The sequence below is a fragment of the Streptomyces sp. NPDC090445 genome (assembly GCF_044769385.1).
Taxonomy (GTDB): domain Bacteria; phylum Actinomycetota; class Actinomycetes; order Streptomycetales; family Streptomycetaceae; genus Streptomyces.
Genome location: NZ_JBIVXV010000012.1, coordinates 187,304 through 214,288 on the forward strand (window position 1 = coordinate 187,304; position 26,985 = coordinate 214,288).

General features: G+C 76.0%; 18 protein-coding genes and 1 tRNA gene. 9 read left to right on the plus strand and 10 right to left on the minus strand.

Features of this window, described 5'->3' with window-relative positions; all coding sequences use genetic code 11:
• Positions 1–28: 28 nt before the first annotated feature.
• The 3 genes from ACIQUT_RS23370 to ACIQUT_RS23380 are packed head-to-tail and all read right to left on the minus strand — an operon-like array spanning position 29 to position 2,092.
• Complete coding sequence (locus ACIQUT_RS23370) at positions 29–439, minus strand: VOC family protein (RefSeq protein WP_403565298.1); 411 nt, start codon at positions 437–439, stop codon at positions 29–31.
• Positions 440–449: 10 nt separating this feature from the next.
• Entirely contained in the window at positions 450–899 is a 450-nt protein-coding gene (locus ACIQUT_RS23375; protein ID WP_403565300.1) for a helix-turn-helix transcriptional regulator, read from the minus strand.
• On the minus strand, positions 896–2,092 hold the full coding sequence (locus ACIQUT_RS23380) for a PP2C family protein-serine/threonine phosphatase (protein WP_403565302.1): 1,197 nt from the start codon (positions 2,090–2,092) through the stop codon (positions 896–898). Before ACIQUT_RS23380 ends, ACIQUT_RS23375 begins: the two co-directional genes overlap by 4 nt.
• A gap of 366 nt (positions 2,093–2,458) precedes the next feature.
• On the opposite strand from ACIQUT_RS23380, the gene ACIQUT_RS23385 reads away from it, so the two are divergent.
• From ACIQUT_RS23385 to ACIQUT_RS23420, 8 genes are all read left to right on the plus strand, one after another.
• Complete coding sequence (locus tag ACIQUT_RS23385) at positions 2,459–3,433, plus strand: cyclase family protein (protein ID WP_403565304.1); 975 nt, start codon at positions 2,459–2,461, stop codon at positions 3,431–3,433.
• Between the two features lie 145 nt (positions 3,434–3,578).
• A complete protein-coding gene (locus ACIQUT_RS23390) occupies positions 3,579–6,437 on the plus strand; it encodes a SpoIIE family protein phosphatase (RefSeq protein ID WP_403565306.1) in 2,859 nt (952 codons plus the stop codon).
• Between the two features lie 208 nt (positions 6,438–6,645).
• Positions 6,646–8,256 carry a sugar ABC transporter ATP-binding protein gene (locus ACIQUT_RS23395; RefSeq protein WP_403565308.1) on the plus strand — a complete coding sequence of 537 codons (1,611 nt, stop codon included), beginning with the start codon at positions 6,646–6,648 and terminating at the stop codon, positions 8,254–8,256.
• A complete protein-coding gene (locus tag ACIQUT_RS23400) occupies positions 8,253–9,341 on the plus strand; it encodes an ABC transporter permease (RefSeq protein ID WP_403565310.1) in 1,089 nt (362 codons plus the stop codon). Before ACIQUT_RS23395 ends, ACIQUT_RS23400 begins: the two co-directional genes overlap by 4 nt.
• 95 nt (positions 9,342–9,436) lie before the next feature.
• The gene (locus ACIQUT_RS23405; RefSeq protein WP_403565359.1) at positions 9,437–10,576 is read left to right on the plus strand and encodes a substrate-binding domain-containing protein; all 1,140 of its coding nucleotides are present in this window, start codon (positions 9,437–9,439) and stop codon (positions 10,574–10,576) included.
• A 140-nt stretch (positions 10,577–10,716) separates the two neighbouring features.
• Positions 10,717–13,128, plus strand: a complete 2,412-nt coding sequence (locus ACIQUT_RS23410) for a protein kinase (protein ID WP_403565312.1) — start codon at positions 10,717–10,719, stop codon at positions 13,126–13,128.
• 50 nt (positions 13,129–13,178) lie between these two features.
• Positions 13,179–14,990 carry a hypothetical protein gene (locus tag ACIQUT_RS23415; RefSeq protein WP_403565314.1) on the plus strand — a complete coding sequence of 604 codons (1,812 nt, stop codon included), beginning with the start codon at positions 13,179–13,181 and terminating at the stop codon, positions 14,988–14,990.
• A 120-nt stretch (positions 14,991–15,110) separates the two neighbouring features.
• A complete protein-coding gene (locus ACIQUT_RS23420) occupies positions 15,111–16,451 on the plus strand; it encodes a S28 family serine protease (RefSeq protein WP_403565316.1) in 1,341 nt (446 codons plus the stop codon).
• Here the strand turns inward: ACIQUT_RS23420 and ACIQUT_RS23425 are convergent.
• The 3 genes from ACIQUT_RS23425 to ACIQUT_RS23435 form a co-directional block, all read right to left on the minus strand.
• Positions 16,438–17,079, minus strand: a complete 642-nt coding sequence (locus ACIQUT_RS23425; RefSeq protein WP_403565318.1) for a hypothetical protein — start codon at positions 17,077–17,079, stop codon at positions 16,438–16,440. The two genes, ACIQUT_RS23420 and ACIQUT_RS23425, sit on opposite strands and share 14 nt — an antisense overlap.
• 72 nt (positions 17,080–17,151) lie before the next feature.
• Entirely contained in the window at positions 17,152–19,578 is a 2,427-nt protein-coding gene (locus ACIQUT_RS23430) for a hypothetical protein (protein WP_403565320.1), read from the minus strand.
• A 3-nt stretch (positions 19,579–19,581) separates the two neighbouring features.
• A tRNA-Gly gene (locus ACIQUT_RS23435) sits at positions 19,582–19,655 on the minus strand.
• A gap of 117 nt (positions 19,656–19,772) precedes the next feature.
• On the opposite strand from ACIQUT_RS23435, the gene ACIQUT_RS23440 reads away from it, so the two are divergent.
• Complete coding sequence (locus ACIQUT_RS23440) at positions 19,773–20,030, plus strand: LapA family protein (protein WP_403565322.1); 258 nt, start codon at positions 19,773–19,775, stop codon at positions 20,028–20,030.
• Between the two features lie 49 nt (positions 20,031–20,079).
• Here the strand turns inward: ACIQUT_RS23440 and ACIQUT_RS23445 are convergent, their stop codons facing one another.
• Genes ACIQUT_RS23445 through ACIQUT_RS23460 form a run of 4 tightly spaced genes read right to left on the minus strand, consistent with a single transcriptional unit; the run spans position 20,080 to position 26,978 of the window.
• Entirely contained in the window at positions 20,080–21,819 is a 1,740-nt protein-coding gene (locus ACIQUT_RS23445; protein WP_403565324.1) for a thiopeptide-type bacteriocin biosynthesis protein, read from the minus strand.
• 31 nt (positions 21,820–21,850) lie between these two features.
• Entirely contained in the window at positions 21,851–23,875 is a 2,025-nt protein-coding gene (locus ACIQUT_RS23450; RefSeq protein WP_403565325.1) for a TOMM precursor leader peptide-binding protein, read from the minus strand.
• A complete protein-coding gene (locus ACIQUT_RS23455; RefSeq protein WP_403565327.1) occupies positions 23,872–25,833 on the minus strand; it encodes a hypothetical protein in 1,962 nt (653 codons plus the stop codon). Before ACIQUT_RS23455 ends, ACIQUT_RS23450 begins: the two co-directional genes overlap by 4 nt.
• On the minus strand, positions 25,830–26,978 hold the full coding sequence (locus ACIQUT_RS23460) for a hypothetical protein (RefSeq protein ID WP_403565329.1): 1,149 nt from the start codon (positions 26,976–26,978) through the stop codon (positions 25,830–25,832). Before ACIQUT_RS23460 ends, ACIQUT_RS23455 begins: the two co-directional genes overlap by 4 nt.
• Between the last annotated feature and the right edge of the window lie 7 nt (positions 26,979–26,985).

Here is a 26,985-nt window from a genome sequence, read left to right on the forward strand (position 1 = left end):
TCTGAGGCCGTCCGGCCCGGTCGGACGGTCAGGCCAGTTCCTGGATGCGGATCAGGTTGCCGGCGGGGTCGCGGAACGCACAGTCCCGGATGCCGTACGGCTGGTCGGCGGGCTCCTGGACGACTTCGGCGCCGTCGCCGGCCACGCGCTCGAAGGTGCCGTCGACGTCGGCGGTGGCCAGGAGGATGCCGGCGTAGGTGCCCTTGGCCATCATCTCGGTGATGGTGCGGCGCTCGTCGTCGGTGACGCCGGGGTCGGCGGCCGGGGGGTGCAGGACGATGGAGGTGCCCGGCTGGCCGGGGGGGCCGACCGTGATCCAGCGCATGCCGCCGTATCCGACGTCCTTGCGGACCTCGAACCCGAGGGTGTCGCGGTAGAAGGCCAGGGAGGCCTCCGGGTCGTCATGGGGGAGGAAACTCGCGTGAATCCTGATGTCCATGACCGTCACGCTAGCCGCGGCCGGGTGCCGGCGCTTCTCGTTTCCTGATCGGCCTGGTGACCTGCTTCGCCACGCACGACGGAATGCCCTCCGCCGCGCCCGCCGCCTCGCGCCGGTAGGCGCTGGGCGGCATGCCGACCAGCTCGGTGAAGCGGGTGCTGAAGGTGCCCAGGGACGAGCAGCCGACGGCGAAGCAGACCTCGGTGACGCTGAGGTCGCCGCGCCGCAGCAGGGCCATGGCGCGCTCGATGCGCCGCGTCATGAGGTAGCCGTACGGGGACTCGCCGTAGGCGCGCTTGAACGCCCGGCTGAGGTGCCCCGCCGACATGTGCACGCCGCGGGCGAGGGCCTCCACGTCCAGCGGCTGCGCGTACTCGCGGTCGATCCGGTCGCGGACCCTGCGCAGCAGGGCCAGGTCGCGCAGGTGCTGCGCGGCGGCCGCGTCGGGTTTTCCGGTCATCCGGAAAATCGTGCCACACCGGCGTCCTTGCCCGCGGCGGAGTCCCGGGCGGCCGCGCCCTCGGCGGCCTTGCCCTCGGCGGCCTTGCCCTCGGCCGTCGTGCCCTCGGCGGCCGTGCCCTCGGCGGGTTCCGTGTCGAGCCGGTCGACGAGGATGACCGCGACGTCGTCCGCCAGGGAGCCCTGCGTGTGGCGGACCAGTCCCTGGTGAAGGCCCTCCAGGAACTCCTGCCCGGTGCAGGCGGGCATCGCCTCCATCGCCTCGGGCAGCGCGAAGAAGGCGTTGTCGCGGTCGCGGGCTTCGATGACCCCGTCGGTGTGCAGCAGCATCCGGTCCCCGGGGGCGAAGGGATAGCTGTCGGCTTCGGTGGGCGGGTCGGTGATGAACTCCTCCAGGCCGAGCGGCGGCATGGGGGAGGCGGGTGTCAGGGCGCTGACCTTGCCGCGGCTCAGCAGCAGCGGGGGCGGGTGGCCGCGGTTGACCACCTCGGCGGCCGGCCCGTCCCGCACCTGGACCACGACCGCGGTGACGAACCCCTCCAGGGCCCCGTCCCCGCCGGCCGTGCCCGCCACGGCGGCGTCGCGGCGCAGGGCCTCCCCGCAGTGGTTCATGACCTCCACGAGGTCGTCCTCGTAGTGCACGGCCTCGCGGAACGCGCCCAGGACGACGGCGGCGGCCCGTACGGCGGGCAGCCCCTTGCCCCGGACGTCACCCACGATCAGCCGGACCCCGTACCGGGTCTGGACGGCGTCGTAGAGGTCGCCGCCGATCTGCGCCCCCTTCTCGGCCGCCAGGTAGAGGCTGGCCGCGCGTACGGGACCCAGCCGGTCCGGTACGGGGCGCAGCAGGACCTCCTGCGCGGCGGTGGCGATCCGGCGGACCTGGTTGAGCTCGTTCTCCTGGCGCGTCCGCGCGGCACGGCTCGTGGTGAAGCCCGCCACCGACACGAGGAGCAGCGCGAAGAAGTTGGTGTAGACCTGCTGGCTGCCCCAGGCCTGGTTGTAGGTGGCGGTGGTGATGCTCACCCCGACGGCCACCAGCACCGCGGCGAGCGTGCCCACGGGGCCCATGGTCACCGCGGCCAGGGCCGGCGTCGCGACCAGCACGGGGCCGGTGTAGATGAAGTGCGCGGGGGTGAGTTCGATGGCGACCACCAAGAGCGCGATCACGAAGGGCACGCACTGCGCGAGCACGAAAAACACCTGGTGTTGGCCGCCGCCTCCCGGTCTGGGGGGCAAACGGAGGAGCGCCCTCATGGCTCAAGCCTGCCTCGCCGGAGCGGATCGCTGCCAGTCGCAGCCCCTGGACGGCGCGGTCCGACGCGGGCCGGGCCGGGGGCGGCCGGGCGCGGCCGGGGCCCGCGCGGCAGCAGCCGCAGGGCCCGACCGGGGTCACAGGACCGGACGGATTGGCACGAGCCGCAGGATGCGGCAGTGGCGGCAGGGGCGTAGGAGGTGTGGGGGACGGGCATGGGCTTGGGTAGGGGCGTACGGGCGTCCGGCACGGACCCGGTGCCCCGGGGGGCCGATCCGCATGTCGAGCGCTGGAGAGCACCACGGATGAGCACCAGCCCCCCGGACGTACCGCCGCCCGCGCCACCGCCCGCAGGCCCCGATTCCGGGCCGCCGGTCTCCCGGCGGGAGTTCGACGCCCTCTTCGCCGCCGTGCGGACCTGGGGCCGCTGGGACGCGGCCGACCGCGGCGCCTGGAACCGGGTCACCCCGGAGCACGTGCGGCGGGCAGCCGCCCTGGTCCGCTCCGGGAGGACGGTGCGCCTGGGGCTGCCCTGGAACACCCGGCCGGAGCCCGACAACGACAAGCCCGCGCTGCACTACATGTCCGACCTCGGCGATGTGGAGCCTCCCGAACCCGCGACGCACAAGGACTTCCTCGGCGTCGATTACCACGGCAAGGCCGTGAGCCACCTGGACGCGCTGTCGCACGTCGCCTACCGGGGACTCCTCTACGGAGGGCGCCCGGCCAGCGAGGCCGTGGACGCCGGGGGTGCGCGCTTCGGCGCGGTGGCCGCCCTCGGGCCCCTGGTCACCAAGGGGGTGCTGCTCGACCTGCCTGCCGTCCTCGGGGTGGAGTGGCTGGAGCCCGGGCGGGCGGTCCGCGCGCGGGACGTGCTCGCCGCCGAGGCGGCACTGGGCGTACGGATCGACGACGGCTGCGCCGTACTGCTCCGCTCCGGCCGGTTCCGCCGCCGCCGGGAGCTCGGCCCGTGGGACGTCGGCGCCGCGAGCGCGGGCCTCCACGTGGACGCGGTGCCGTTGCTGGCCGAGCGCGCCGTGAGCCTGCTGGGCGGCGACGGGGACAGCGACCTGCGGCCGTCGCCGGTCGAAGGCGTCCACTCCCCCGTCCACGCCCTCGCCGTCGCCGCGATGGGGGTGCCCCTGCTGGACAACCTGGATCTGGAGGCGCTCGCCGCAGCCTGCGCCGTGGCGGGACGCCACGAGTTCATGATCGTCGTGGCGCCGCTGAACGTGCCCGGGGGGACCGGCTCTCCCGTCGATCCGGTGGCGGTCCTGTGACGGGCCCGCGGCGGCGCGTGACCCTGTCGCAGGCCCGCCGCCTGCCACGGCATTCCGGGTCAATCGCCGGGAATATACTCAAAATGCACTGGCGCGATGCAACCATCCTGAACGGGTCGACACCCGGCAAAGGGAAGTGATGCAGATGGGGGTCACGGGAGACCAGATCGGCCCCGCACGCTCCCGTGAGCGGTTCATGCTGGGCGAGCCCGTCGAGGGCGGAGTCCGCAGCCCGATCCTGAGCTCGTGGGAGCGCTGCCGGCTGCTGGGGCTCTCGCCCGACCAGAGCGAGCTCCCCTTCCGGGACGACTTCGATCCGGACAGCCGGCTCGTCCGTGCGGCCGCGCCGGTGCTCGACCAGCTGGCCTCCCGGTTCGCGGGCAGCAGGATGAACGTCTGCCTCGCCGACGGGAACGGAACGGTTCTGCTGCGGCGTTTCGGCGATCCCTCACTGGCCCGGAGCCTGCCGCCCATCCAGGCCGTGCCCGGATTCGTCTTCGCCGAGCGGGTCGCGGGGACGAACGGGATCGGCCTGGCCCTCGCCGAGCGCCGGCTCGTCCAGGTCTACGGCGCCGAGCACTTCGCGGAGCGCTCCCAGACGAACGCCTGCTCCGCCACCCCCGTCCGCGACCAGCTCAGCGGCTGCGTGGTCGGCGTCCTGTGCTTCGGGTACCCGCACTCCTACGAGGACCCGGCGCTGCCCGTCCTGGTCCGCCGGGCCGCCGAGACCATCGAGCGGCGGCTGATGGAGCAGAGCTCGGCGCGGGAGCGCGGGCTGCTGCGGACGTACCTCGACGCCCGGGAGCGCACTCGGGCGGGGACCGTCGGAGACGGGCACCCGGTCGGGCTGGACGAGCTGTCGGACGGCGCGCTCGACGCGCACGACCAGCTGATCCTCAAGGAGAGGGCCACCGAGCTGATCTCCTCGGCCCAGCGGGCCTCGGTCGAGGTGCCCCTCCCCCACGGCCGCGGGGTCACCCTGTTCAGCAACCCGGTCACGAGCAGCTCCGGGGTGGAGGGCGTCGTCGTCGAGGCCGTCCTCTCCGGGGAGGCCCTGCCCGCACACCACCTCGCCACCGCCCCGCTGCCGCTGCACCCCGGGCTGCCGCATCCCGCCGGGCACCGGACCGGGGCGCCCGCCGGCCCCCTCGCGCAGGCCGTCGCCCCCGCGGCGCCCGGCGGAGGCGCGGGACCCGGCGTCAACGGCCCGGGCATCGACGGCCCGGGCGTCGTCAGGCCCGGCGCCGTCGGGCCCGGCCACGGCGGCCCCCGCGACGGCGGCACGGTCCGGGGACTGGTGCTCGTCGGCGAGCCGGAGGTCGGGAAGTACGCGGTCGCGGCACGCCGCCGGCTGGAGCTGCTGGCCGAGGCCAGCACCCGCATCGGCACCACCCTGGACGTGACCCGCACCGCCTGGGAGCTCGCCGAGATGGCGGTGCCGCGGGTGGCCGACCACGTCACCATCGACGTACCCGAGGCCGTGCTCCGCGGCGACGAATCCCTGGACCCCGGGGCCGACCTGCAGCGCCTGGTGGTGCACGGCGTCCACGGCGACGCCCTCTTCGACCCGGTCGGCAAACGGCTGGACCTGCACCCCGGCACTCCCCACATGCGGTGCCTGGCGAGCGGGCAGCCGGTGCTGGAGCGCGACCTCGCCTCCGCCGTCGGCTGGATCACCCAGAACCCCGCACAGGCCCGGCGGATCCTCGCCCAGGAGGTGCACTCGCTCGTCTGCGTCCCGCTGCTCGCCCGCGGCCTGCTGCTGGGCATCGCGAGCTTCTACCGCTCGGCGGACACACCCCCCTTCGGCGACGACGACAGCCGGCTGGCCCAGGAACTCGCGGCCCGCGCCGCCCTGTGCATCGACAACGCCCGCCGCTACACCCGCGAGCACAACCTCGCCCTGGCGCTCCAGCGCAGCCTGCTGCCGCGCGGCCTTCCCGAACAGAGCGCCGTCGAGGTCGCCCACCGCTACCTGCCCGCTGAGTCCGGAGTGGGCGGCGACTGGTTCGACGTCATCCCCCTCTCCGGCACCCGCGTCGCCCTGCTCGTCGGCGACGTCGTCGGACACGGCCTGCACGCGGCCGCCACGATGGGCCGGCTGCGCACCGCCGCACGCAACTTCGCCGAACTCGAACTCGCCCCCGACGAACTCCTCACCCACCTGGACAACCTCCTGGTCCGCCTCGACCGGGAGGAAGGCGGCGGCGACGGACCGGACAGCACCGGCATCGTCGGCGCCACCTGCCTGTACGTCATCTACGACCCCACGACACGCGAGTGCACCATGTCCCGGGCCGGCCACCTCCCCCCGGCACTGGTCCACCCGGACGGCACCGTCACCTTCCCCGACCTGCCCGCCGGACCCCCGCTCGGCCTGGGCGGACTGCCCTTCGAAACGGTCGGGATCACCCTCCCCGAGGACAGCACGCTGGTCCTGTACACGGACGGCCTCGTCGAGGGCCGCCACCGCGACATCGACGACGCCCTCAGCCAGCTGCGCGGCGCCCTGGCCCACTCCGGCCGGGCACCCGAGGACACCTGCCAGGCGGTCATCGACGCCGTGGCACCCGAGCACCCCGCCGACGACATCGCGCTGCTGGTCGCCCGCACCCACACCCTGCCCGCCGACCGGATCGCGTCCTGGGACCTGCCCGCCGACCCGTCCCGCGTCGGCGAGGTCCGCGCCGCCGCCACCCGCACCCTGGAGGAGTGGGGCCTGGACGAGCTCGGGTTCGCCGCCGAGCTGATGCTGAGCGAGCTGGTCACCAACGCGGTCCGCTACGGGGGCGAGCCCATCCAGGTGCGCCTGATCCGCGACCGCACCCTGATCTGCGAGGTCGCCGACGGCAGCAGCACCGCCCCGCACCTGCGGCGGGCGGCCAGCACGGACGAGGGCGGGCGCGGCCTGTTCCTCGTCGCCCAGCTCTCCCAGGCCTGGGGCACCCGCTACACCGGCCAGGGCAAGGTCATCTGGGCCGAATGCGCCCTGGACGCGGCATGACCCCCGCACGCGGCCGCGGCACCCGGCCGCCGCACCCAGCCGCCCCAAGCGGCCGCCCCACACGGCCGCCCGGTCGACCGTGCCCACTCGACCATTGGGACCATAGATGGCGACGGTTTGCCCGATATAGCCCCATCTCCCCGATTAACATCGCCCCCATCCCTTATCGATGAGGGAGGAACTTCCCAGGCCGGCCCCGGAGACGTCCGTGCATGACACTTCCGCCCCCTCGGCGAGCCCGGTTCCGCGCCGCCCCGGCGCGGAACCGCTCGTCCGGATACGCGGTCTCGGCAAGCGGTTCGGCGGGACGGTCGCCCTGGACGGGGTCAGCCTCGACATCCACGGCGGCAGCGTCCTCGCCCTGCTCGGCCCCAACGGCGCCGGCAAGTCCACGCTGATCAAGGTGCTCGCCGGGGTCCACCACGCCGACGCGGGCGAGGTGACGGTCGCCGGGCACCCGCTCGGCTCCGAGGCGGCGTCCGCGAAACTGTCCTTCATCCACCAGGACCTCGGCCTGGTGGCGTGGATGACGGTCGCCGAGAACATCGCGCTCGGCACCGGCTACCCGCGCCGCCGCGGCCTGATCTCCTGGCGGCGGACCCGGGAGCGGTGCGCCGAGGCGCTGGAGATCGTCGCCGGACACCTGCACCCGGACGCCCGGATCGCCGACCTCTCCCCCGCCGAACGCTCGCTGGTCGCGATCGCCCGCGCCCTGGCGAAGCAGGCCGAGCTGTTCGTCCTCGACGAGCCGACCGCCACCCTGCCCGCCACGGACTGCACCCGGCTCTTCGAGGTCCTGCACGCCCTGCGCGACCGGGGGCACGGCGTCCTCTACGTCAGCCACCGGCTCGACGAGGTGTACCGGGTCGCGGACACGTTCGCCGTCCTGCGCGACGGCCGCCTCGTCAGCCAGGGCCCCCTCGCCCCGTACCACCCCACCCGCCTGGTGCGCGACATCACGGGCAGCGAGCCGTCCGGGCGGCGGCCCGCAGCCGTCTCCCCGGTCCCTGACGTCTCCCCGGTCTCCGGTGTCTCGGCCGTCTCGGCCGTCCCTGCCGGCCGGCCGCCCGTCCTCAGCCTCGACGGCGTGACCACCGACCGCACCGGCCCCGTCAGCCTGGACCTGCGCGCCGGCGAGATCGTCGCCCTGGTGGGGCTCACCGGCGCCGGACACATGCACCTGGGCCGCGCCCTCGCCGGCGTACTGCCCGTCCTCGGCGGGCGGGCGCTGCTCGACGGCCGCCCGTACCGCCCGCACACGGTCGCCGCAGCCCTGGGCAGCGGTGTCGGGTTCGTCGGCGGCAACCGCCAGGAGGAGGGCTGCGCCGCCGAACTGACCGTACGGGAGAACTTCCTGGCCAATCCGCGGGCGGCCGGGGTGCCGGCGTGGCGCTGGGTCCGGCCGCGCCGGGAGCGTGCGGAGGCCGCCGCCCTGGTCGAGCGGTTCGCGGTGCACCCCCGCGACAGCGAGGCCGTGATCGGGACCCTGTCCGGCGGCAACCAGCAGAAGGTCGTCGTCGGCCGGTGGCTGACGGGGCGTCTGCGGCTGCTGATCCTGGAGGAGCCGACCGCGAGCGTGGACGTCGGCGCCAAGGCCGCGATCCACGGCCTCATCGACGACGCGCTCGACGACGGCCTCGCGGTCCTGCTCATCTCCTCCGACTTCGAGGAGGTCACCGGCCTCGCCCAGCGCGCCCTGGTGTTCGTCCGCGGGGCGGTGGCGGCCGACCTGAGGGGGGAGGCCCTCAGCGTCAGGGAGCTCACCCGTACCGCCTCGGCCATGCCCGCGATCACCGGCGGAAGCACGACGGGCCGGTGAGCCGCCCGCCCACGCCCCGCTCCCTGCCGGGACACCTGCGCGGGCACTTCATCGGCACCTACGGCCTCCTGGCCCTCACCGTCCTGCTCCTCCTCGTCTTCTCCCTCACCCTGCCGGACACCTTCCCGACACTGGACAACGTCTCGGCGATCCTGTCCAACCAGTCGATCCCCGCCCTGCTCGCGCTCGGGGTGACGATCCCCATCGCCACCGGCAAGTTCGACCTGTCCATCGGCTACGGGCTGGGGCTCGCGCACGTCCTGGTGATGTACCTCATCGTCGACGCGGGCCGGCCCTGGCCGCTCGCCTGCCTCACCGTCGTCGTCGGCATGGGCCTGATCGGCGCCCTGAACGGCGTCATCGTCGAGTTCGCCCGGATCGACTCCCTCATCGCCACGCTCGGCACCGGCAGCATCATGTACGCCGTCACCGGCTGGCTCACCGACGGCAGCCGGATCGTCCCCGGGCCGGACGGCCTTCCGCCCGCCTTCACCGGCCTGTACGACTCCCGGTTCCTCGGCCTGCCCGTCCCCGCCTTCTACGTCCTGGCCGTCGTCGTCATCCTCTGGGTGATGCTGGAGCGGCTGCCGTTCGGCCGGTACCTGTACGTCATCGGGTCCAACCCCCGCGCCGCCGGGATGCTCGGCATCCCCACACGGGCGTACTGCGTCTACGCCTTCACCGGATCGGGCCTGGTCGTGGGCTTCGCCGGAGTGCTCCTCGCCGCGCAGCAGCAGATCGGCAACCCGAGTGTCGGCCTCGACTACCTGCTGCCCGCCTTCGTCGGCGCACTGCTCGGCTCCACCACGATCAAGCCCGGCCGCGCCAATGCGGTGGGCACCCTCGTGGCCGTCACCCTGCTCGCCGTCGGCCTCGCCGGCATCCGGCAGCTCGGCGCCCAGTTCTGGGCCACACCGCTGTTCAACGGCGCCACCCTGCTCATCGCGGTCGGCCTGGCCGGCTACTCGTCCCGCAGAAGGCTGCGCACCGCGGCCGGACCGGGCCGCCCCGACGGTCCGGGCGGTCCGGGCGGTCCGGGCGGTCCGGGCGGCTGCGGCGCGGTCAGTGAGCAGCGCGGTGAGTGAGCACGCCGTCAACGAGGACGCCGTCAGCGAGCGGCGCAACCTGCGACAGGAGCACCGTGTACCCGAACCGGAAGACCGCCGTCGCGTCCGCGGCCATGTGGGCGGTGGCCGCCGGCCTCCTGGCGGGCTGCGAGAGCGGCCCGGCGGATTCGAACGCGACCGCGACCGCGAGCGGACGCGCGACGGCGACCGCGCCGTCGCCCGGCGGCTGCCTCGACGCCCTGCGGAAGGCGAAGGCCGCCGTGCAGGCGGCCGAGAGCACCGACACCGCCTGGAACGGCCCGCGGAGCGGCCCCGCGGCCGTACCGGGCAAGACGCTGGTCTACGTCGCCCAGACCATGACCAACCCGGGCGTCGCCGCTGTCGCGAAGGGGGTCGAGGAGGCCGCGGAGGCCATCGGCTGGAACGTCCGGGTCATCGACGGGGAGGGCACCCCGGCCGGCATCCAGGCCGCGTTCAGCCAGGCGGTCACCCTCAAGCCGTCGGGCATCGTCATCGGCGGCTTCGACCCCCGCCTCACCTCGCAGCAGGTGGCGCGGGCCGAGGCGGCGGGCATCCCGCTGATCGGCTGGCACGCGGTGAGCTCCCCCGGGCCCAGCACCAGCCCCAGGCTGTTCACCAACATCACCACGAAGGTGGAGGACGTGGCACGGATCAGCGCCGACTGGGTGATCGCCCGGTCCGACGGCGACGCCGGCGTCGTCGTCTTCACCGACGACTCGATCCCGTTCGCGCGGAACAAGGCCGAGCTCATCAAGCGGCAGCTCGCCTCCTGCCCCGGCGCGAGGCTCCTCGCGTACAAGAACATCCCGATTCCGGACGCGAGTCAGCGCACCCCCCAGGAGATCTCCTCGCTGCTGTCCCGCTTCGGGAAGAAGTGGACGCACTCCGTCGCCATCAACGACCTCTACTTCGCCGATGCCGCCCCGGCCTTCCGCGCCGCCGGGAAGCCCGGGGCCGGGCCCCCGTTCAACATCGGCGCGGGCGACGGCGACCCCTCCGCCTTCCAGCGCATCAACAGCGGCCGGTTCCAGGCCGCCACCGTCCCCGAGCCGCTCACCCAGCAGGGCTGGCAGATCGTCGACGAGTTCAACCGCGCCTTCACCGGCAGCCCGCCCAGCGGGTACGTCGCCCCCGTGCACGTGGTGACGGCCGACAACAGCGGCGGGGGCACCTCCTGGGATCCCGAGGGCTACCGGGAGGCGTACGAGCAGATCTGGCGCGGGCGCGGGTGACGGGCGGACGCGGCCGTGCGCGCGGCGGCGGGAAAGCAGGCAGGTCGGCGCGGGTTCCCGGCCCGGCTTGACTGCCGGGCGGCGCGACCGGTAGCAAAAGGGCAGCACCCGCGCACGGTGCGGAACGGGGGTGCTCACACATGAATCCGCTGGGACCGGGCGATCCGGCCTCCGTCGGCGACGGCCGCTACCAGTTGACCCACCGGCTCGGCCAGGGCGGCATGGGCGTGGTCTACCTGGGCCGTTCCCCGTCCGGGCGGGCCGTGGCCGTGAAGGTCGTACGCCCCGAACTGAGCACCGAGCCCGGCTTCCGGCGCCGCTTCGCCGACGAGGTGGCGGCGGCGCGCCGCGTCGGCGGCTTCCACACCGCTCCCGTCGTCGACGCCGACCCCGACGGCGACCCGGCCTGGCTGGTGACCGCGTTCGTACCGGGGCCGACGCTGGCCACCGTCCTGGCCCGGGTCACGGCCCTGCCGGTGGACACGCTCACGGTGCTGGCCGCCGGGCTCGCCGAGGCGCTGGAGGCGATCCACCGGGCCGGGGTGATCCACCGCGACTTCAAGCCCGCGAACATCATCATCGCGGAGGACGGCCCCCGGGTCATCGACTTCGGCATCGCCCGCGCGCTGGACGGGACGTCCCTGACGCAGACCGGCATGCAGGTGGGCACCCCGGGATTCCTGTCGCCCGAGCAGCTCACCGGGGGTGCGATCACTCCCGCGGTGGACATCTTCGCCCTCGGCGTGGTGCTCACCCAGGCCGCGGGCGGCTCGCCGTTCGGCAACGGCCCGGCGACGGCCCGGCACTACAAGGTGGTGTACGAGGAGCCGGACCTGAGCGCGGTCCCCGGCGAGCTCCGCGAGCTCGTCGCCGACTGCCTGAGCAAGGACCCGGCGGGCCGGCCGGCCTCGGGGGAGTTCCTCCACCGGCTGACCGTCCGCTGGCCCGCGGAGGGCTGGCTGCCGGACGCGGCGATGGCCCTGCTGCACCGGCAGGACCCCGCGCCGTCCGCGGCCGCGGGGCGGTTGCCGGCCCCGGTCCCGACGCCGACGCCGGTCCTGGACCCGGAGCCGGAAGCGGAAGCGGAACCCTCTGGGGCACCGTCCCCGGCTCCGGCCCCGGCGGCCGACCGGGCGGAGACCGTGGCGGACCCGGGCGCTCCGGCCGTGGCGGCAGCGGCGGAAGCACCGGATGCGGACGCCGCCTCGCTGCGGACGCCCACGGCGGCGGGCTCGCCCGGCCCCGAACGGCCGACGGATGCGCAGGCCCTCACCCAGACCGGAGCAGGTCTCGGAGCCGGAGCCCGGGGCACGGCCGGAATCGCTGCGGCAGCCGGAATCGTTGCCGGAGCCGGAGCCGGGGCCGGGGCCGGGGCCGGGGCCGGGGCCGGGGCCGAAGCCGGTCCCGGGGCCGAAGCCGGGGCCGGGGCCGAAGCCGGTCCCGGGGCCGAAGCCGGTCCCGGGGCCGGAGCCGGGAGCGGAATCGTTGCCGGAGCCGGGATCGGGACCGGGGCGGCCGAGGTCACCGCGGCCGGGGAGCCGGCCGGGCGTCGGCCCGGACGCGGCACCGCCGTGCGCGCGGCGGCCGTCCTGCTCGCCCTGTCCGCGGTGGGTCTCCTGGTGTGGCGGCCGTGGTCCGGCTCCTCCCAGGACCACGGTGCGGGAGGGCCCGACAGCCCTTCGGCCTCCGCCGCCGCCTCGCCGTCCGCGTCCGCGGGCCCGGCCGCCTTCCCCACCGCCCCGGTGCTGGTCCGTCAGGACACCGCCGCGGGCTGGCCGCAGGACTGCCACGGCGTGATCTCCCGCCGCGACCCGGGTGCCGCGGCGCCGGTACGGCTGACCGCCGGGGACGCCTGCGCCATGCTCCCCCAGTGGTCCCCGGACCGGCGGTCGTTCGCCTACACCCAGGTCACCGCGCAGGGCACGGCCGTCTGGACGGCCAACGCCGACGGCTCGAACCCGCGGCGGATCGCGGCCATCGCCGGCGGGCGGGTGTCCTGGTCCCCCGACGGGACCCGCCTCGCGGTGCTGCGCGCCGAGAAGGGCGTACAGCAGCTGTTCGTGGTGAACGTCGCCGACGGCTCCGCCCGTCAGGTGACCACCGGCACCGGCCAGGTGGAGGACCCCGCGTGGTCGCCGGACGGCAAGCGGATCGCCTTCTGCATGGCCTCCGGCAAGGACGACTGGCAGATCCACGCAGTGGACGCCGACCTTCCGGGGGCCGCCCCGCAGCAGCTGACCCGCTTGCCGCATCCTGCGCTCGACCCGGTGTGGTCGCCGGACGGCCGCACGTTCGCGTACACCGCGGGGACCTACGGGCGGGGGACGCAGGGCGACATCCGCGTGGTCGGCGCCGACGGGACGGGCGACCGGGCCGTGGTGGCGACGGACGCCCACGAGATGGACCCGGCCTGGTCGCCGGACGGCAGCTGGCTGGCCTTCGTACGGGGCCCGTACGAGAAGCCGGTGATCTGGGCGGTCCGCGCGGACGGCACCGATTCCCGCTCCCTCACCACCGCCTCGGCGACCGAGGGCCATCCGGCCTGGCGCTGACCAGGCGCCCGCCGCGGGCGTCGGGTACCCGGCACCGTAGGGTCGCGATCATGCCGGATGCAATCGACGACATCGACTGGGCCGCGCTGGAGCACGCGTACGGTGCGGCGGACGACGTGCCGGACCTGCTGCGGGCAGCCGGCTCGGCGGACCCGCAGGTGCGCGACGAGGCGTTGGAGGAGCTGGTCTCGTCGCTGTGCCACCAGGGGTCGGTCTACTCGGCGACGGCCGCGGCCGTACCGTTCCTGGCCCGGCTCGCCCTGGACGGGCCGGGTGACCGGCTGCGCCTGCTGTGGCTGCTGCACGGGGCGGCCGACGGGGCGGGCCCGGAGTGGCGGCAGGTACGGCGGGCAGTCGCCGCGGCGCTGCCGCCGCTGCTGGCGCTTGCGGACGACGAGGACCGGTCCGTGCGGCGCACCATGGTGTGGATCATCGCCGCCTGCGAGGAGGCGTCCCTGCCGCTGATGCCGCTGCTGCGGGCCCGGCTGGCGGAGGAGGACGACGCGGAGGTGCGGGCGGACCTGGTCACGGCGCTCGGCCTGCTCGACGTCTCCCCGGAGGCGAGGGAGGCGCGCAACCGGGCGCTGCTGTCCGAGGCGGAGCCGCTGGTCCGCGGGGCGGCGCTGACGGATCTGCTGCGGACCGCGCCCCTGCCGCTGCCGGCGGCATGGGTGGACGCGGCGCTCGACGTGTGCGGGCCGGTGTCCGACCACCACGGGGACCATCCGTGGCCCGCCGGCTACCGGCCGCTCGGGCAGCGGCTCATGGACGATCCGGAGGCCGCGCTGCGGGCGGTGCGGCGCGGCGCGCCGCTGGCCTGGGAGCTCACCCAGACGTGGCGGGACCGGGAGCGGGACGCCCTGCCGTGGCTGGCGGCATCGGCCGTGGACGCGGCCGTGGACGGGGATGTGGAAGGCCTGTACCGGGTGGCGAGGACGGGCGCCGCGCTGGAGGGCGGTGCGCCCGCGCCGTGGCTGGAGCCCGCGCTGCGGTCCGACGACCCGGCCGTGCGGGTGGCGGCGGTGCATGCCGCGGTGCGGCTGCGGGTGCCCGGCGCGGTCGGGCTGGTGCTGCGCCTGATGGACGAGTTCCCGGAGGAGACGGCGACGCTCGCGCCGACCCCGGTGTCCGCTCCCGGCACGGTGGTCCCGGCGGCGGTGGAGGTGTTCGGGGCGGCGGCCCTGCCGGTGGCGCGCCGGGTCGCGGCCCGGCCGTGCCACGGGTGGGTGGACGCGCTGCTGCCCTTCCCCGAGCTCGCCGCCGGCTGTGCGGCGGACCTGGTCGGGCTGCTGCCGGCCGCGGCCGGGGTGCTCGCCTCACTGGGCCCGGCCTTGGGCGCGGGAGCGGTGGCGGCCCTGCGGGCCGGGGCCGACGCCGGCGACCTGGAGGCGGCGACGGTGCTGGCCCGGGTCACCGGGGACGCGGGGCCCGCGGTGGCCGTGGTGCGGGCGCTGCCCGACGCCGTGGCCCGGCGCAGGGCGGCCGTGCGGGTGGCCGGCGAACTCGGTCCGGCCGCGGCGGCCCTGCTGCCGCTGGTGGAGGAGCGGCTCCTGGCTCCCGACCGGGAGAGCCGGGCGGACGCGGCCGCCGCGATCTGGCGCGTCACGGGCCGTACGCACGACACCGCGCCGGTCATCGCGGACCAGCTCGCCCGCAGCCGCGACCGGCACGAGCCGCACCTGGGTGCGCTGCGCGCCCTGGTGGCGATGCGGCTGCTCCCGGAAGCGGCCCGGACCGCGGTGGAGCACATCGCCCTCTCCCCGCGCCGTGTCGTCTCCGGCTTCCTCCCGTGCGACGGGACGCCGCACCCGGACCTGACGGCGAGGAGCCTGGCCCGGGAGCTGCTGGAGCTGCCCGGCTGACGGTGTGAGCCGGTTGCCATCCTCCCTGCCGGCGGCAGGGGTTGTCCTCCCCCGCACGGGGGAGACGTCCTCCCCGCACGGGGGATCCGCGGCGGGGGTCGGCCGGGGTTTCCTGAAGACATGAAGACGACGATGAAACGCCTGGTCACCGTGGCCGCGGTAGCGGTTCTGGCAGCGACCGGCCTGGCCGCTCCGGCCGGGGCCGCGCCGCAGGACGACGGCATCCGGGCCCGGGTCGGGGCGGTTCCGGGGATGCGGTTGACCGGCGAACGGCCCGGGGCCGACGGGCAGACCGTCCTCGACCTCGCCTTCCGGCAGCCCGCCGACCACCGGCATCCCGAGCGGGGGTCGTTCGAGCAGAGGCTGACGCTGGTGCACAAGTCGGTCGACCGCCCGATGGTGCTGTACAGCAGCGGTTACGACCTGGGGTCCGCGCCGCAGCGCCTGTCGGAGCCGGCGGCGCTGCTGGACGCCAATCAGATCACCACCGAGCAGCGGTTCTTCGGGACGTCCCGGGGCGCGGACCAGGACTGGTCCACGCTGACCGTCTGGCAGGCGGCGAGCGACCACCACCGCCTGATCACCGCGCTCAAGCAGCTGTACCGCGGGGCGTGGATATCGACCGGGGGCAGCAAGGGCGGGATGACGGCCGTCTACCACCGCCGCTTCTACCCGGACGACGTGGCCGGCACGGTCGCCTACTCCGCGCCCAACAACACCGACGACCGGGACGACCGCGCCTATGACGCCCGCCTGGCGCAGGTCGGCACCGCCGAGTGTCGGGCCGCCCTCATGGAGGTCCAGCGGCAGGCGCTGATACGCCGTGAGGCGATGACGCAGCGGTACGGCCGCTGGGCGGAGGAGCAGAAGGCGACCTTCGGGACCATCGGCAGTGCGGACCGGGCGTTCGAACTGGCCGTGCTGCGCCTGCCGATGATGTTCTGGATGCACCAGCCTGCGGACGGCTGCGCCGCGGTGCCCGGCGCGGACGCGTCCGACGACGCCCTCTACGCGTGGGTCGCCAAGGTGACGCTGCTTCCCGTGTACACCGACCAGTCGCTGCGGCCCTACACGCCGTACTTCTACCAGCTGGGCACCGAGCTCGGGTACGCGACGTTCGCCGCCCCGCACCTGGAGGGGCTGCTGCGCCACCCGGGAGTGCAGGAAGTCCGGTCGTACGTACCGCGGGAGATACCCCTGCGCTTCCGGCAGGGGGCGATGGCGGACATCGACCGCTGGGTGCGGCTCCACGGCCGGTCGCTGATGTTCGTCAACGGCGAGAACGACGTGGCGGTCGCGGAGCCCTTCCGCCCGGGCAGGGGCACGCGCGACTCGTACCTCTTCGGGGTGCGCGACGGCAGCCACCACATATCCATCACGGGCCTGCCCCCGGCCGACGCCGAACGGGCCACGGCCGCGCTGCGCCGCTGGGCCGGGCAGGCCGGGGTCAGCCGAGGGTGAACTGCCAGTAGGCGGTCTCGCGGTATCCCTTGTCCGGCGGACAGACCTGGACGGTGACGGTCATGCCCTTCCTGCTCGGCTTCACGCGCACCGGCACGGTACGCGTCCCGTCCTCGGCCAACGGCGGCATGAGGGCGGCGGCGGACTCGTCGAGGTTCAGCCACCGGACGCTGTCGGGGGCGTAGTCGTCCAGGGAGCGCCCGGCGCGCACCACGACGGGCGCGGGCCCGTCGTACTCGGAGGCGGCGGACTCGGCGGACTCGCCGCCCGGGTGCTGCTCCTCGTCCGTGCCGTTCCGGTAGGTGACGGTGAAGCGGTAGGTGCCGTCGGCCTCGGGGCGGGGCCTGCCGACGGTCACCTTCAGGCCGTCCTCGTAGCGGGCGGTGGCGCCCGGACCGAGGGGGTCTGCGACGCCGCCGTCGGCGCCGTCGATCTGCTCCAGCTGCCCGTACCCGTCGAGGCCCTTCTCCACCTCGTCCAGCGCCCACAGGCCGAGGCCGGCCAGGGCGGCGAGCACGAGGAGCGTGATCCAGCACCCCTTGAGCCACACCGGGGTCCGCGATCCGGTGCCGGAGGCGGCGCCCGGGTGGCCGGCGTGGGAGTCGGGGGGTGTGGCGTTCGCTGTCATGCCGCCACCGTAGGAGGGCGCGGCCGCCGGATCATGAGCGGTGGTACTCACCACCGGCTGAGTAGCGGCCCGTCAGGGGTGCGCCGGTCCGGCCGGTGTCCGGCGGCACATCCAGTGGCCGCCGGTGCTCCAGCCGAGGAAGCGGCGGGCCAGGCCGCCCTGTGCGGTCCCGTCCGGGCCGAACGCGCCGCCCGCGGCAACCATCCGCAGCCCGGCCACGGCCGGGGCGAGGCGGGCCGCGGTGTGCCACGGCTGCCGGGCGGCCTCGGCTGCCGCCCACTCCACGACGGCCGCCTGCCGGTCCGGGGTGCACAGCGACAGGTGGAAGAGCATCTGCCGCCACGCGTAGGCCGCGTCCTTCACCGTGCCCAGCGGGCGCGGGTGCCCCTGCACCTGCGCGACCAGCCGGCACACGGTGGTGAAGCAGGCCCGGGCCAGCGCCTCCCAGCCCGCCGCCGGGGCGATACCGGCGTGCCGGACCAGGACGGCGAGGTTGTGGGTGGTGAGGATCTGCGCCTGCTCGATCACGGTGCCGTTGGCGGCGGGCGACCACGACCGGGTGGTACCCGCGGAGTCCGCGGGCCGGCTCTGGGCGGCGTCGGCCCGCTCCGCGCACATCCCGGCGAAGGAAGGCGCGGTCGCCGGCGCCGTGCGGGCTCCGCTGGCGCGGGCGAGGCGCTCGGCGGCCTGGACCACCGCCATGCTCCGCACCGCCGCGCAGTCGATCCCGTAGTAGCGGGCGTACGGGCTGCCGTCCAGGAGGTCGGCGGCGACCCGGGCGGCGGTCAGGAACTTCGGGGTGAAGGCCCCCATGAAGATGTCGGCCGCGAGCTCCTCCACGAACGGCGCGTCCGACAGCTCCGCCTGCCGCGCCAGCTGGGACAGTTCGCGTACCAGCGAGTTGGGCAGCAGCGTCCCCGGGAACGCCCCGACCGCCAGCCCGCCGAGCTGCCGCAGGGCCTCCCCGGCCGCTCCACGGGCGCGCTCGGCCGCGTCCGCGTCGGTGCCGTGGGCGGCGAGCGCCCGCACCCAGGGCAGCTCGTCCACCCGCACCTGGTGCGCGAGGTTGAGCAGCAGCAGCGAACGGCGGTTGCGGAAGGCGCGGTACGTCGCGGCCGCCAGGGTGCGCAGCGCGGGGTCGCGGTAGCGCAGGGCGGTCGCGGCAGCCACCTGCTGCGGCACCAGCTCGGCCAGGACCTCGGCGGACGGCACGACGCCCCGTTCGACCAGGGTCTCCAGAGGGGCGCTCAGCGCGGAGCGCACCGTCTGCCGCAGCCGCTCCGGGACGGCGGTGCCGGCCGGCAGCCCGGAGGGGTCCGACTCGGCGGCGGTGACCGGGGCGACGGGCGATTCCACGTCGGGCGTGCCGTCGCGCTGGTCCAGCGGGGCGAGCCGCTGCGCGACGAGCGCGGCGATGCGGTGGTGCGGGGGCAGGGCCGCCTGGCGGGCCTGGATCCGGCGCAGCCGCGTGTGTTCGGGGGACCCGGGCAGGCCGCGCTTGGCCACCATGGAGGTCACCGCGTGCTGCAGCAGCCCGGCCAGCCGGGCGGGCAGCGGCCGCCCGGCGGCCGTCTCCTCCAGGGCCCGGCGCAGGATGCCCGCGTTCGACTTGGGGTTGCGGTGCTTGCCGCACAGCGGGTGGGCGGCGGCGAGCTCCCGGTAGCGTTCCAGCAGCGCGGCGGCCTCCGCCCGGGAGGGGTCGCCCGCCCGGGAGGAGGTGTCCGCCCGGGCGGGGTCGTCCGCTGTGTCCGGGCCGTACCGCAGCCAGTGGGCGAGCAGTTCGTCCTCGAACGGCCGCCACACCGCCAGGGCCTCGCGCTGCGCCTCGATCGCCGCCTTGGGCTGCCTGGCGGCGAGCCGTCCCGACACCTCGCCGACGCTGCGGCGGTGCACGGCGGCCGCGTCGGGGGCCGGCCGGTCCGCCGGGCGCGGCAGGAAGCGCAACCGGTCCGCGAACGGCTGCAGTTCGGCGACCAGCACGGCGGCCGCGTCGACGTCGCCGGCCCGCACCAGCCAGGCCACGGTCAGCAGCGCGGACTCCTCCGGCAGCGCCACCTCGTAGTGGCCGCTGTCCAGGAGCTCCCACAGCCCGGCGAGGCCCTCCTCCGACAGGGCGTGGGCGAACAGTCCGGCGCGGGTGGCGGGGATGCCGGCGCGGCGCGCGGCCTGCTCCTCGTACGGGGCCAGCGGGCCGCCCGCCGCGGGCGTGCCGGTGGCGAAGCCGCCCCGCACCACCTCGGGGGTCACCCAGGCAGGCAGTCCGGCGACGGGTGTGCGGGAGCCCACGGTCAGCTGCCCGGTGGCGATGCCGGACAGCACGGCCCGCCACTGCCGCATGCGGCCGTCGGCACGCTCGCGGGTGGCCGGGTCGGGGTGCGCCGCGAAGGTGCGCAGCGCCCGCGCCCATGAGGCGGCGGCATAGGCGGGGGACGCCGTGGCGGTGTGCGCGTGCGGCGCCGTGCGGGGCGTTGTCGGCTGCTGGTCAGCGTTCTCGTCCATAAGCCGGCGTGGCAGGTTCTGCCCCTGCGCCCTCCGGATAGGCAGTCCGGTGCTCTGGCTGGCTGAGCTACACGCCGTCGGTGCGCACGACCCTAGGGAGGCGTACGCCGTCCGGGCAAACGAATTCGGAGGTGTGGCGGCCGCCCGGGAGGGCCCGGTCGCCCTCGGCCGGGAAGACCCCGATAATGGCGTATATGGCACAGAAGGCCTCAGCGGGTCACCAGCCGCCGACCTTGACCGTCAAGGGCCGCGACGTGCGGCTGCGCACCATCGGCTTCGTCGTCCTGGCCGCCCTCGCCATCTGGTTCATCGCCGTCAACACCGGCCCGGTCACCGTCAGGTTGTGGGTCCCCACCGTCACCATCCCGCTCTGGGTGGTCCTCACCGTCACCCTCTTCGTCGGGATGGTCCTCGGCGTGTTCCTAGCGCGCCGCCGTGCCGCCCGCCGGTAGCGGCGCACGGCACGGGGTGCGGGGTGCGGGGTGCGGGCTGCGCGGTGCGCTACCGGCCGCGCTCCACCGGGCGGCGGCCCAGCGGCAGCAGGTACTGCAGCGGTTGCTCCAGGTCGTCCAGGCCCAGGAGTTCGTGCGCCAGGTCGTCGTGGAAGCCGCCGAGCGGGGTGCCGCCCAGGCCCAGGGCCGAGGCGGTCAGGAGCAGGGTCTGGGCCAGGTGGCCGGTCTCCAGCAGGGCCAGGCGCAGGGCGCGCAGACCGTAGCGGCGGCGCAGCACGCCGAGGTTCGCGTACACGGCCAGGACGGCCGGCGCTGCGTCGATGCCGATCCAGTCCGGGTCCGTCGACGGTCGGGACAGGTACGTCGACAGCGCCTTGATCCGGTCCACCTCGGGCACCGGGCCGATCCGGCGCAGCGTCCGGCGTTCCGGCACGCAGTCGTACGTGCCGGCGGGGACCCCGGCCACGTCGAGCACCAGCAGCCGGACCCGGGCCGTGTACAGGGCGCCCGCGCTCGGATAGGCGCGGTGGACCAGCGTACGGGCCGTGCCGTCGGCCAGGAGCTGCTCGGAGCGGCTGCTCTCGGAGAGGGAGTTCCACAGCAGCGCGCCCAGCGTGCCGGCGTCCAGTGGTCCGGCGAGGGTGCCGCGCAGCGAGGACCGGTCGGCCAGCGCGGCGCCCAGCGGCACCTCCGGGAGCGGGTCCGCGGGCAGGGCGAGCTCCGGACCCGCCGCCGCATGCCGCGGGGCGGGCAGCGACCGCAGCGCCGTGTCCTCGCCGCGGCCGATCTGGAACTTGCTGCGCTCCAGGTACTGGACGTCGGCCGCGGTGTGCCCCTGCGGGAAGAAGCCCGGCGGCTCGTCGGTCTCCAGCAGGGTCCGGGAGGCGAGCCGGCACACCGCCCGCTCCTCGTCGGGGGTGATGCCGAGCCGGTTGAACAGCATGTGGAGCTGCGAGGCCCAGATCCATGCCGTCGTGTCGGGTGAGGTGTCCGGTGCGCTTCCCGCCGGGGCGGTCGCGGCGCGCAGCAGCGCGTCGGCCTCGCGGACCCGGTCCGCCCACCGGCCGAGCCGGCCGCCCGCGGTCCCGGTCCCGGTTCCGGTCCCGAGGCGTTCGCGCACGGCCGCCGCGCGCCGTGCCAGGCCCGTACGCTGCGCCGCGTAGACGGAGTTGACCCGCGCGTGCACGGAGGCGCCCGGCAGCAGCGGCACGTCGGTGACCCACCGCCAGCCGGCCGCGTGGCGGCGCAGCCAGCGTGCCGCGGTCAGCCGGTCCATGCCGAGGGCGTACGCCGTGGTGTGCGCCAGGTCCGCGGCGAGCGCCAGCCGCACGGCCGCCCCCGCCCCCGCCCCCGCTCCGGCACCGGCACCGGCACCGGCGTGGAGGTCCCGCAGGGCGTCCAAGGCCGCCCGTGTGGACGCGGCGAAGACCTCCTCGGCGACCGGGAGGGCCTGCGGACCGCCGTAGCGGTCGGTCTCGGGCACGTACGGGACCTCGCGGACCTCCCCGTGCCCGGAGGGCCACGGGCCCGGCACCGCGGGCACCTCCTTCGCCGCCCGGGCCAGCTGCTGCGCCAGGTCCGCGGCGGCCGGCCCGCTCAGCCCTCGCACCCGTATCCGCAGGTGGGGGCCGTCCTCGCCGTACCGGATGTAGAACCAGGACGCGGCGGCCCCGCCGGGTGCGGTGAGGCGGTCGAGCAGCGGGGCCGCCTCCCGGAGGAGGAAGCGGTCGGTGTCCTCGGTGTCGGAGTGCAGGTAGAGGTGGAGGCTGTGCCAGGTGTCGGTGGTCATCGCGTGGGGTCCTCGTTCGCGGCCGGGGCGGTCAGGGGAAGGGGTGCGGGTGGAGGGCCAGGTCGTCGTGGCGCGGCGGGCGGCCGGTGCGGCCCAGCCGGTACGGGACCTCCAGCAGCCGGGTCAGTCCCCGGGTCCGCCGGTTGACGTGCCCGAAGGTCATCGGCAGCGAGCCGGGGACGACGACCTTGACGCAGTGCAGGCCGAGCCGGTCGCGCAGCCCCGGTTCGGTCTGGTCGACGGTGATCACCTCCAGGCCGGCCCGGGCGAGCCGCTCCACGGTCGTCCCGAGCAGGCCGGTCAGGTCGCCGACCGGTTCGGGCGCCCCCGGCCAGGCCTCGGCCACCGGCACACAGGGCGTGTCGGCGAAGAGGAACTCCAGGCGCGGGCCCGCCTCGGGGAGGGTGTTCAGCCCGACGTGGTCGTCGAGGCCCACCACCAGTTCCGGCTGCTCCAGCATCGGCCGGAGCCGCTCGGGGTCGCGTCGCCCGTCCTCGGCGAGCGAAAGGTGTGCGGACTCCAGCACGTTGGTGACGACCTCGGCCACCGCGGACCTGATCGCGGCGCGCGGGTCGTGGTGGGCGCCCGCCGCGAGGAACATCCGCGGCGCGTCCGGGTGGGCGCCCTCGTACCGGCAGACGGCGACGACCGCGGGGATGCCGAAGTCGTTGGTCGCGTCGAGCAGCGACAGCCGGTAGCCGGCGAGGGCCGCCCGGTCCGCGAGCATGGCCGTGCCCGTGTCGCCGGGCGGCGGCTGGACGCGGCGCAGCGGGGTGGCCGCGTACCAGGCCATCAGGAAGGCGTCGCGCTCGGCGACCTCGAACAGGCCGTAGAGCGCGGCTTCCTCGGGGCTGTTGCCGAGCCCGCAGCCGTTCGAGGACTCGTACACCACGCGCGGCCGGCCGGGGCCGGGCACGTCCCAGTAGGCGACGTGCTCGGGGACGGCGACGGCCCGCCGGCGGGTGAGCGACCAGCCCTGCACCCAGTCCAGTTCCAGGTCGGGGGTGTACGGGACGGTCGGCGAGGCCGGGTGGCCGTGGTGGGCGGGGTCGGGCAGGCCGAGTCGCTCCGGGTCCACCGCCCGGTCAGGACCGAGGGCGGCGAAGGAGGCCCTCAGGTCGGTGCGGCGGCCCGTGGGGCGCATGCCCGCGTACCGCTCGACGGCTTCGAACAGGGCGATCCGCTCGCTGTCGGCGAAGTCGCGGGCCCGGCCGTATCCGCCGTCGTCCAGGGCCCTTCCGTCGGTCACGATGGCGGTGGTCAGGGAGAACGCCGAGTCCTCGGAGCGCATCAGCCGGCGCACCGGCCCGAACCGCTCGTCGTACAGCGCCGCACGCAGGCCCTTCGCGCTGGTACGGGAGTTGGGGGCGCGCAGGACGTACGGGTCGGGCAGCGGTCGGGGCCCGGAGGGCAGCGGGGCCGCCCCGGCGGCCGAGTCCGAGGGCAGGGGGCGGCACACCGGGCAGCCGCCGACGGGGCGGATGCGGTGGGTCGACCAGGTGCCGCGGCCGAGGTGGACGACGTACACGACGGCGGTTTCCGCAGTACCGGCCGGCCCGCCGTCGCCCGTGAGGCCACCCTCGCCGTCGGCGCCACCGTCGGCGCCACCGCCACCGCCACCGTCGGCGTCGCCGTCGCCGTCGCCGTCCAGCAGGTTCTGTGCGAGGGCGCCGACGCAGTCCGCGAGCGCCGGGGACAGTACGCCGGCCAGCTCCAGCTTCGGGCTCCGCCACGGCACCCGGCCGCCCGCCGTGGCCAGCCTCTGGTACTCGGCGCAGCACAGGCAGGCCGCCGCGCCCGGCCGCAGCACGGGGCCGACCACCGCCAGGGCGCCGTCGAGCCGTACGGGGGCCAGGGACACGGGGTGGCCGAGCGCGTGCCGGCTCAGCTCCTCGGCCAGGCCCGGCGTCCAGCGGGGCAGCAGGACCGCGGCCCGTCCGGAGACGGCCGCGGCGGCCGCTCCGGCGTCGAGCACCGGTACCGCCAGTGTGTCGCCGAGCGGCCCGGAGGCGTCCGGGGGGCGGGGTACGGCGGGGACGGGCGCCGCCTTCGTCATCGTTCCTCCTCCGGGGTGTGCAGGACGGTGAAGCCGAAGGCCCGCAGCCGGTCGGCGAGTTGCCGGGCGGCCGGCGGGAGCGGAGGCTCCGGGCGGCGGGCCGCACCGGGGCGGCCCGCTCCGGTCAGGCGGCGCAGCGCGGCCTGGAAGGCGGCTTCCCGTCCGGCCAGATCCGCCAGCCAGCCCCCGGTCCAGCCGGGGTCCTCCCAGGCGGCCGTCCGCACCCCGGCGGCGGCCAGCGGGGCGACGGCGCCGCCGGACGGTGGCGGGCTGTCGGCCGGAAGCCCGGCCTCCTGCACGCAGAGCGCGGTCACCGCGGCGAGCGCGGCGAAGGCCGCCGCGTCCCCCGGGGTGGCCTCGACGGCTTCGCCGAGCACCGGGCGGGCCGACGGGCCGCTGCCGTGGACCACGGCGTGGTACGCCTCCGCTCCCGGGGCGGCCCGGAACACCTCCAGGCGCGCGGACACCCCGAGACGGACCGTCAGCGTGGTCCACCAGTGCCGGGCCTGCGGGTGGGCGCCCCACTCCCCCGGGGCCTCCTGCGTACGGCCGGTCGAGCGCCCGAGGCGGTCGGCCGCGGCGGCGCGCAGGGCCCGGCCCCGGGCGTGCCCCGGATCGGCGCCGACGGTGAACCCGGCCCCGCCCAGCCGGAGTTCGGCCGCCCGGCAGAACACCTCCAGGCGGGCCAGGTCCAGCCGCGGCGCGCCGGAGACCGGACCCGCCGGGTCCGGAGGGCCGTCCGCCGGGTCCGGAGGGCCGTCCGCCGGGTCCGGAGGGCCGTCCGCCGGGTCCGGAGGGCCGTCCGCGGCCCCGGCCGCAGGCGTCGTACAGGCCGCCAGCGCCACGGGGAGCTGCGGCAGGTTCCCCGGGAGGGGCTCGGGCAGCACCCCGCACCGCCGGTCGCCGAGGACCGTGACCCGGCGCAGCGCCTCGGCGAGGGTGCCGGCCGGTTCCAGGCCGCTCCGCCGGTCGGCATCGATGCGTTCGGGGCCGAGCCAGCTGCGGTACTCGGCCCGCGGCGGCCGGGCGTCGGCGAGGAGCACCGCGGGCAGGCCGGGCAGCAGGCGCCCGTCCTCGCCCTCGTCCGCGGGGTCCGGAAGTCCGGCCGCGGCGCACAGCAGCCGGTGCGCAGCCGCGCCGGCCACCAGCGTGGCGAGCAGACGCGGCGGGGCGGCGGATGCCGCCGGCACCGGGGTGAGCCGCGGTTCCAGGGCGGCGGCGTCCGAGCGGATCTGGGCGGCACTGCCGGGCGCGGTGGCGTAGCCGTGCCCACCGCACAGCCCGGCCGCGATGCCCCGCTCCGGGCCGGCCCCGCGGGCGTACAGCAGGACGCGCCCCTCGGGCAGGGCCGGATCGGCGGTGTACGAGACGGGCAGCCCGCCCGCGGCCAGTGCCCGTCCGGCGGCCCTGGCGAGCGGCCCGTCGGGGGCTCCGGCCACCACCTCGGCCCGCACCGCGGCCAGCACCGCGGCCGCGCCGGCAGGGTCCTCCCCGGTGGCTTCGAGCCACCGGGCGACCGGGCCTGCCCCGTCGGCGGACTCGGGGAATTCGGTGGGGCCGGCGAGTTCGGCAGGGCCTGTGACGAGCAGGTCGTGCTCGTCCAGCCGGGCCAGGAGCGTGTCCACCGCCCTGCGCACGGCCGAGTCCGCCTCCATGCCGTCCAGCAGGCGTTCGAGCCCGCCGTCCCGCAGCGGCTCCTCCAGCAGCCGCCACAGGGCGGGCAGCGCCTTGCTGCCCTCCAGGGTGACGCTGCCGCGCCGGCCCCTCAGGTGGAGGCCGTCCCGCAGCACGGTGACGGCGGCTCCGGGACGCAGGCGGCGTACGGACGCGGCCGGGGCAGCAGAGGTGGCAGGGGCAGCAGAGGCAATGGGGGCCGAGGAGGCGGCAGGAGTCACGGGGGTGGCAGGGATGTCAGGGGTGTTGGGGGTGTCAGGGGTGGCGGCCCGGGTGGTCGTCACGACCGTGCCTCCACCGCGTCGATGACCGCGTCGATCTCCGCCCGCCAGTCGCAGCCGGTGAGTGCGGGAACCGTACCGATGACCAGGTGGGCGGCCAGGTAGCGTTCCAGCGGCCGGATGTCGCAGATGGCGAAGAGCCGGTACAGGGCGTTGGTGCAGGCCCGGTACACCAGGTAGTCGGGCCGGCTCCACATCGCACCCTGCGGGTCGGAGCGGCGCAGCAGCCGGTGGAACTCGCTGTAGCGGGTGCGGATGTCCTGGTTCCAGCGGGCGTGGACGTCCTCGTCCCCGGTGGCGGCGGCCCGCGCCCGGTATTCCAGTGGGACGCCGTGCAGGTCGGCGCCCGCGTCGTACCGGCTCTGGGCCAGCTGCCAGGCTCCCGCCGAGAAGTCCGCCCAGGCCTGCTCCCAGCCCTGCGCGCCGCCTTCGGCGATCCGGCCGACGAGCGCGGTGACCGAGTCGCCGGCGCGTTCCGCGTGGCGCCGGAAGCTGCTGCGGATCCGCCCGTCCGGGTCGTCGTGGACGAGGAAGTCCTCCAGGTGGGACACGTACGAGAAGTGGCCGCCCGCCAGGCCGCCGGGATGGGCGCAGGCGTGCGCCGCGAGCGCGGTGACGGCGAGCCGGAGCCGTGCCTGCGCGGTGTCGCCGCGCTCCCCGAGGAAGTCGGCTCCGGCCTGCAGCGCGCCGAGGCCGGCCCGCAGCAGGTCGTCGCGCAGGTCCGCGCCGTCATCGCCGAGCAGGCCGATGAGGGAGGAGCGGTCGACGGCCTCGATCCGGACCGTGTTGTCGGGGACGATCGGCCCGTAGGGCGGCGGGATGAGCTCGCTGCGTCCGGCCGCGACAGCCCGCTCCAGCAGCTCGGCCTCGGTGAGGTCGCCCACGGAGGGGTGCAGGCGGAGCCGGTCGCGGATCCGGGCCGCGGCGGCCTCGGCGGCGGCGGCGACCTGTACGGCCGGTCCCTGGAGGCGCAGCCGCAGGTGGGGGCCGTGCAGCCAGTGCCGTTCGATGTGGGCGGCCAGTCCGTCCGCCGTGCAGGACCGGGCGAGCGGGAGCATGACCTCCCTCAGCAGCGGCGCCTTGACCGGGTGGTGGTGGTAGGCGACCACATCGCGGGCGCCGGTGTCCTGGGGCTGCACTCCTGGCACGCTCCCT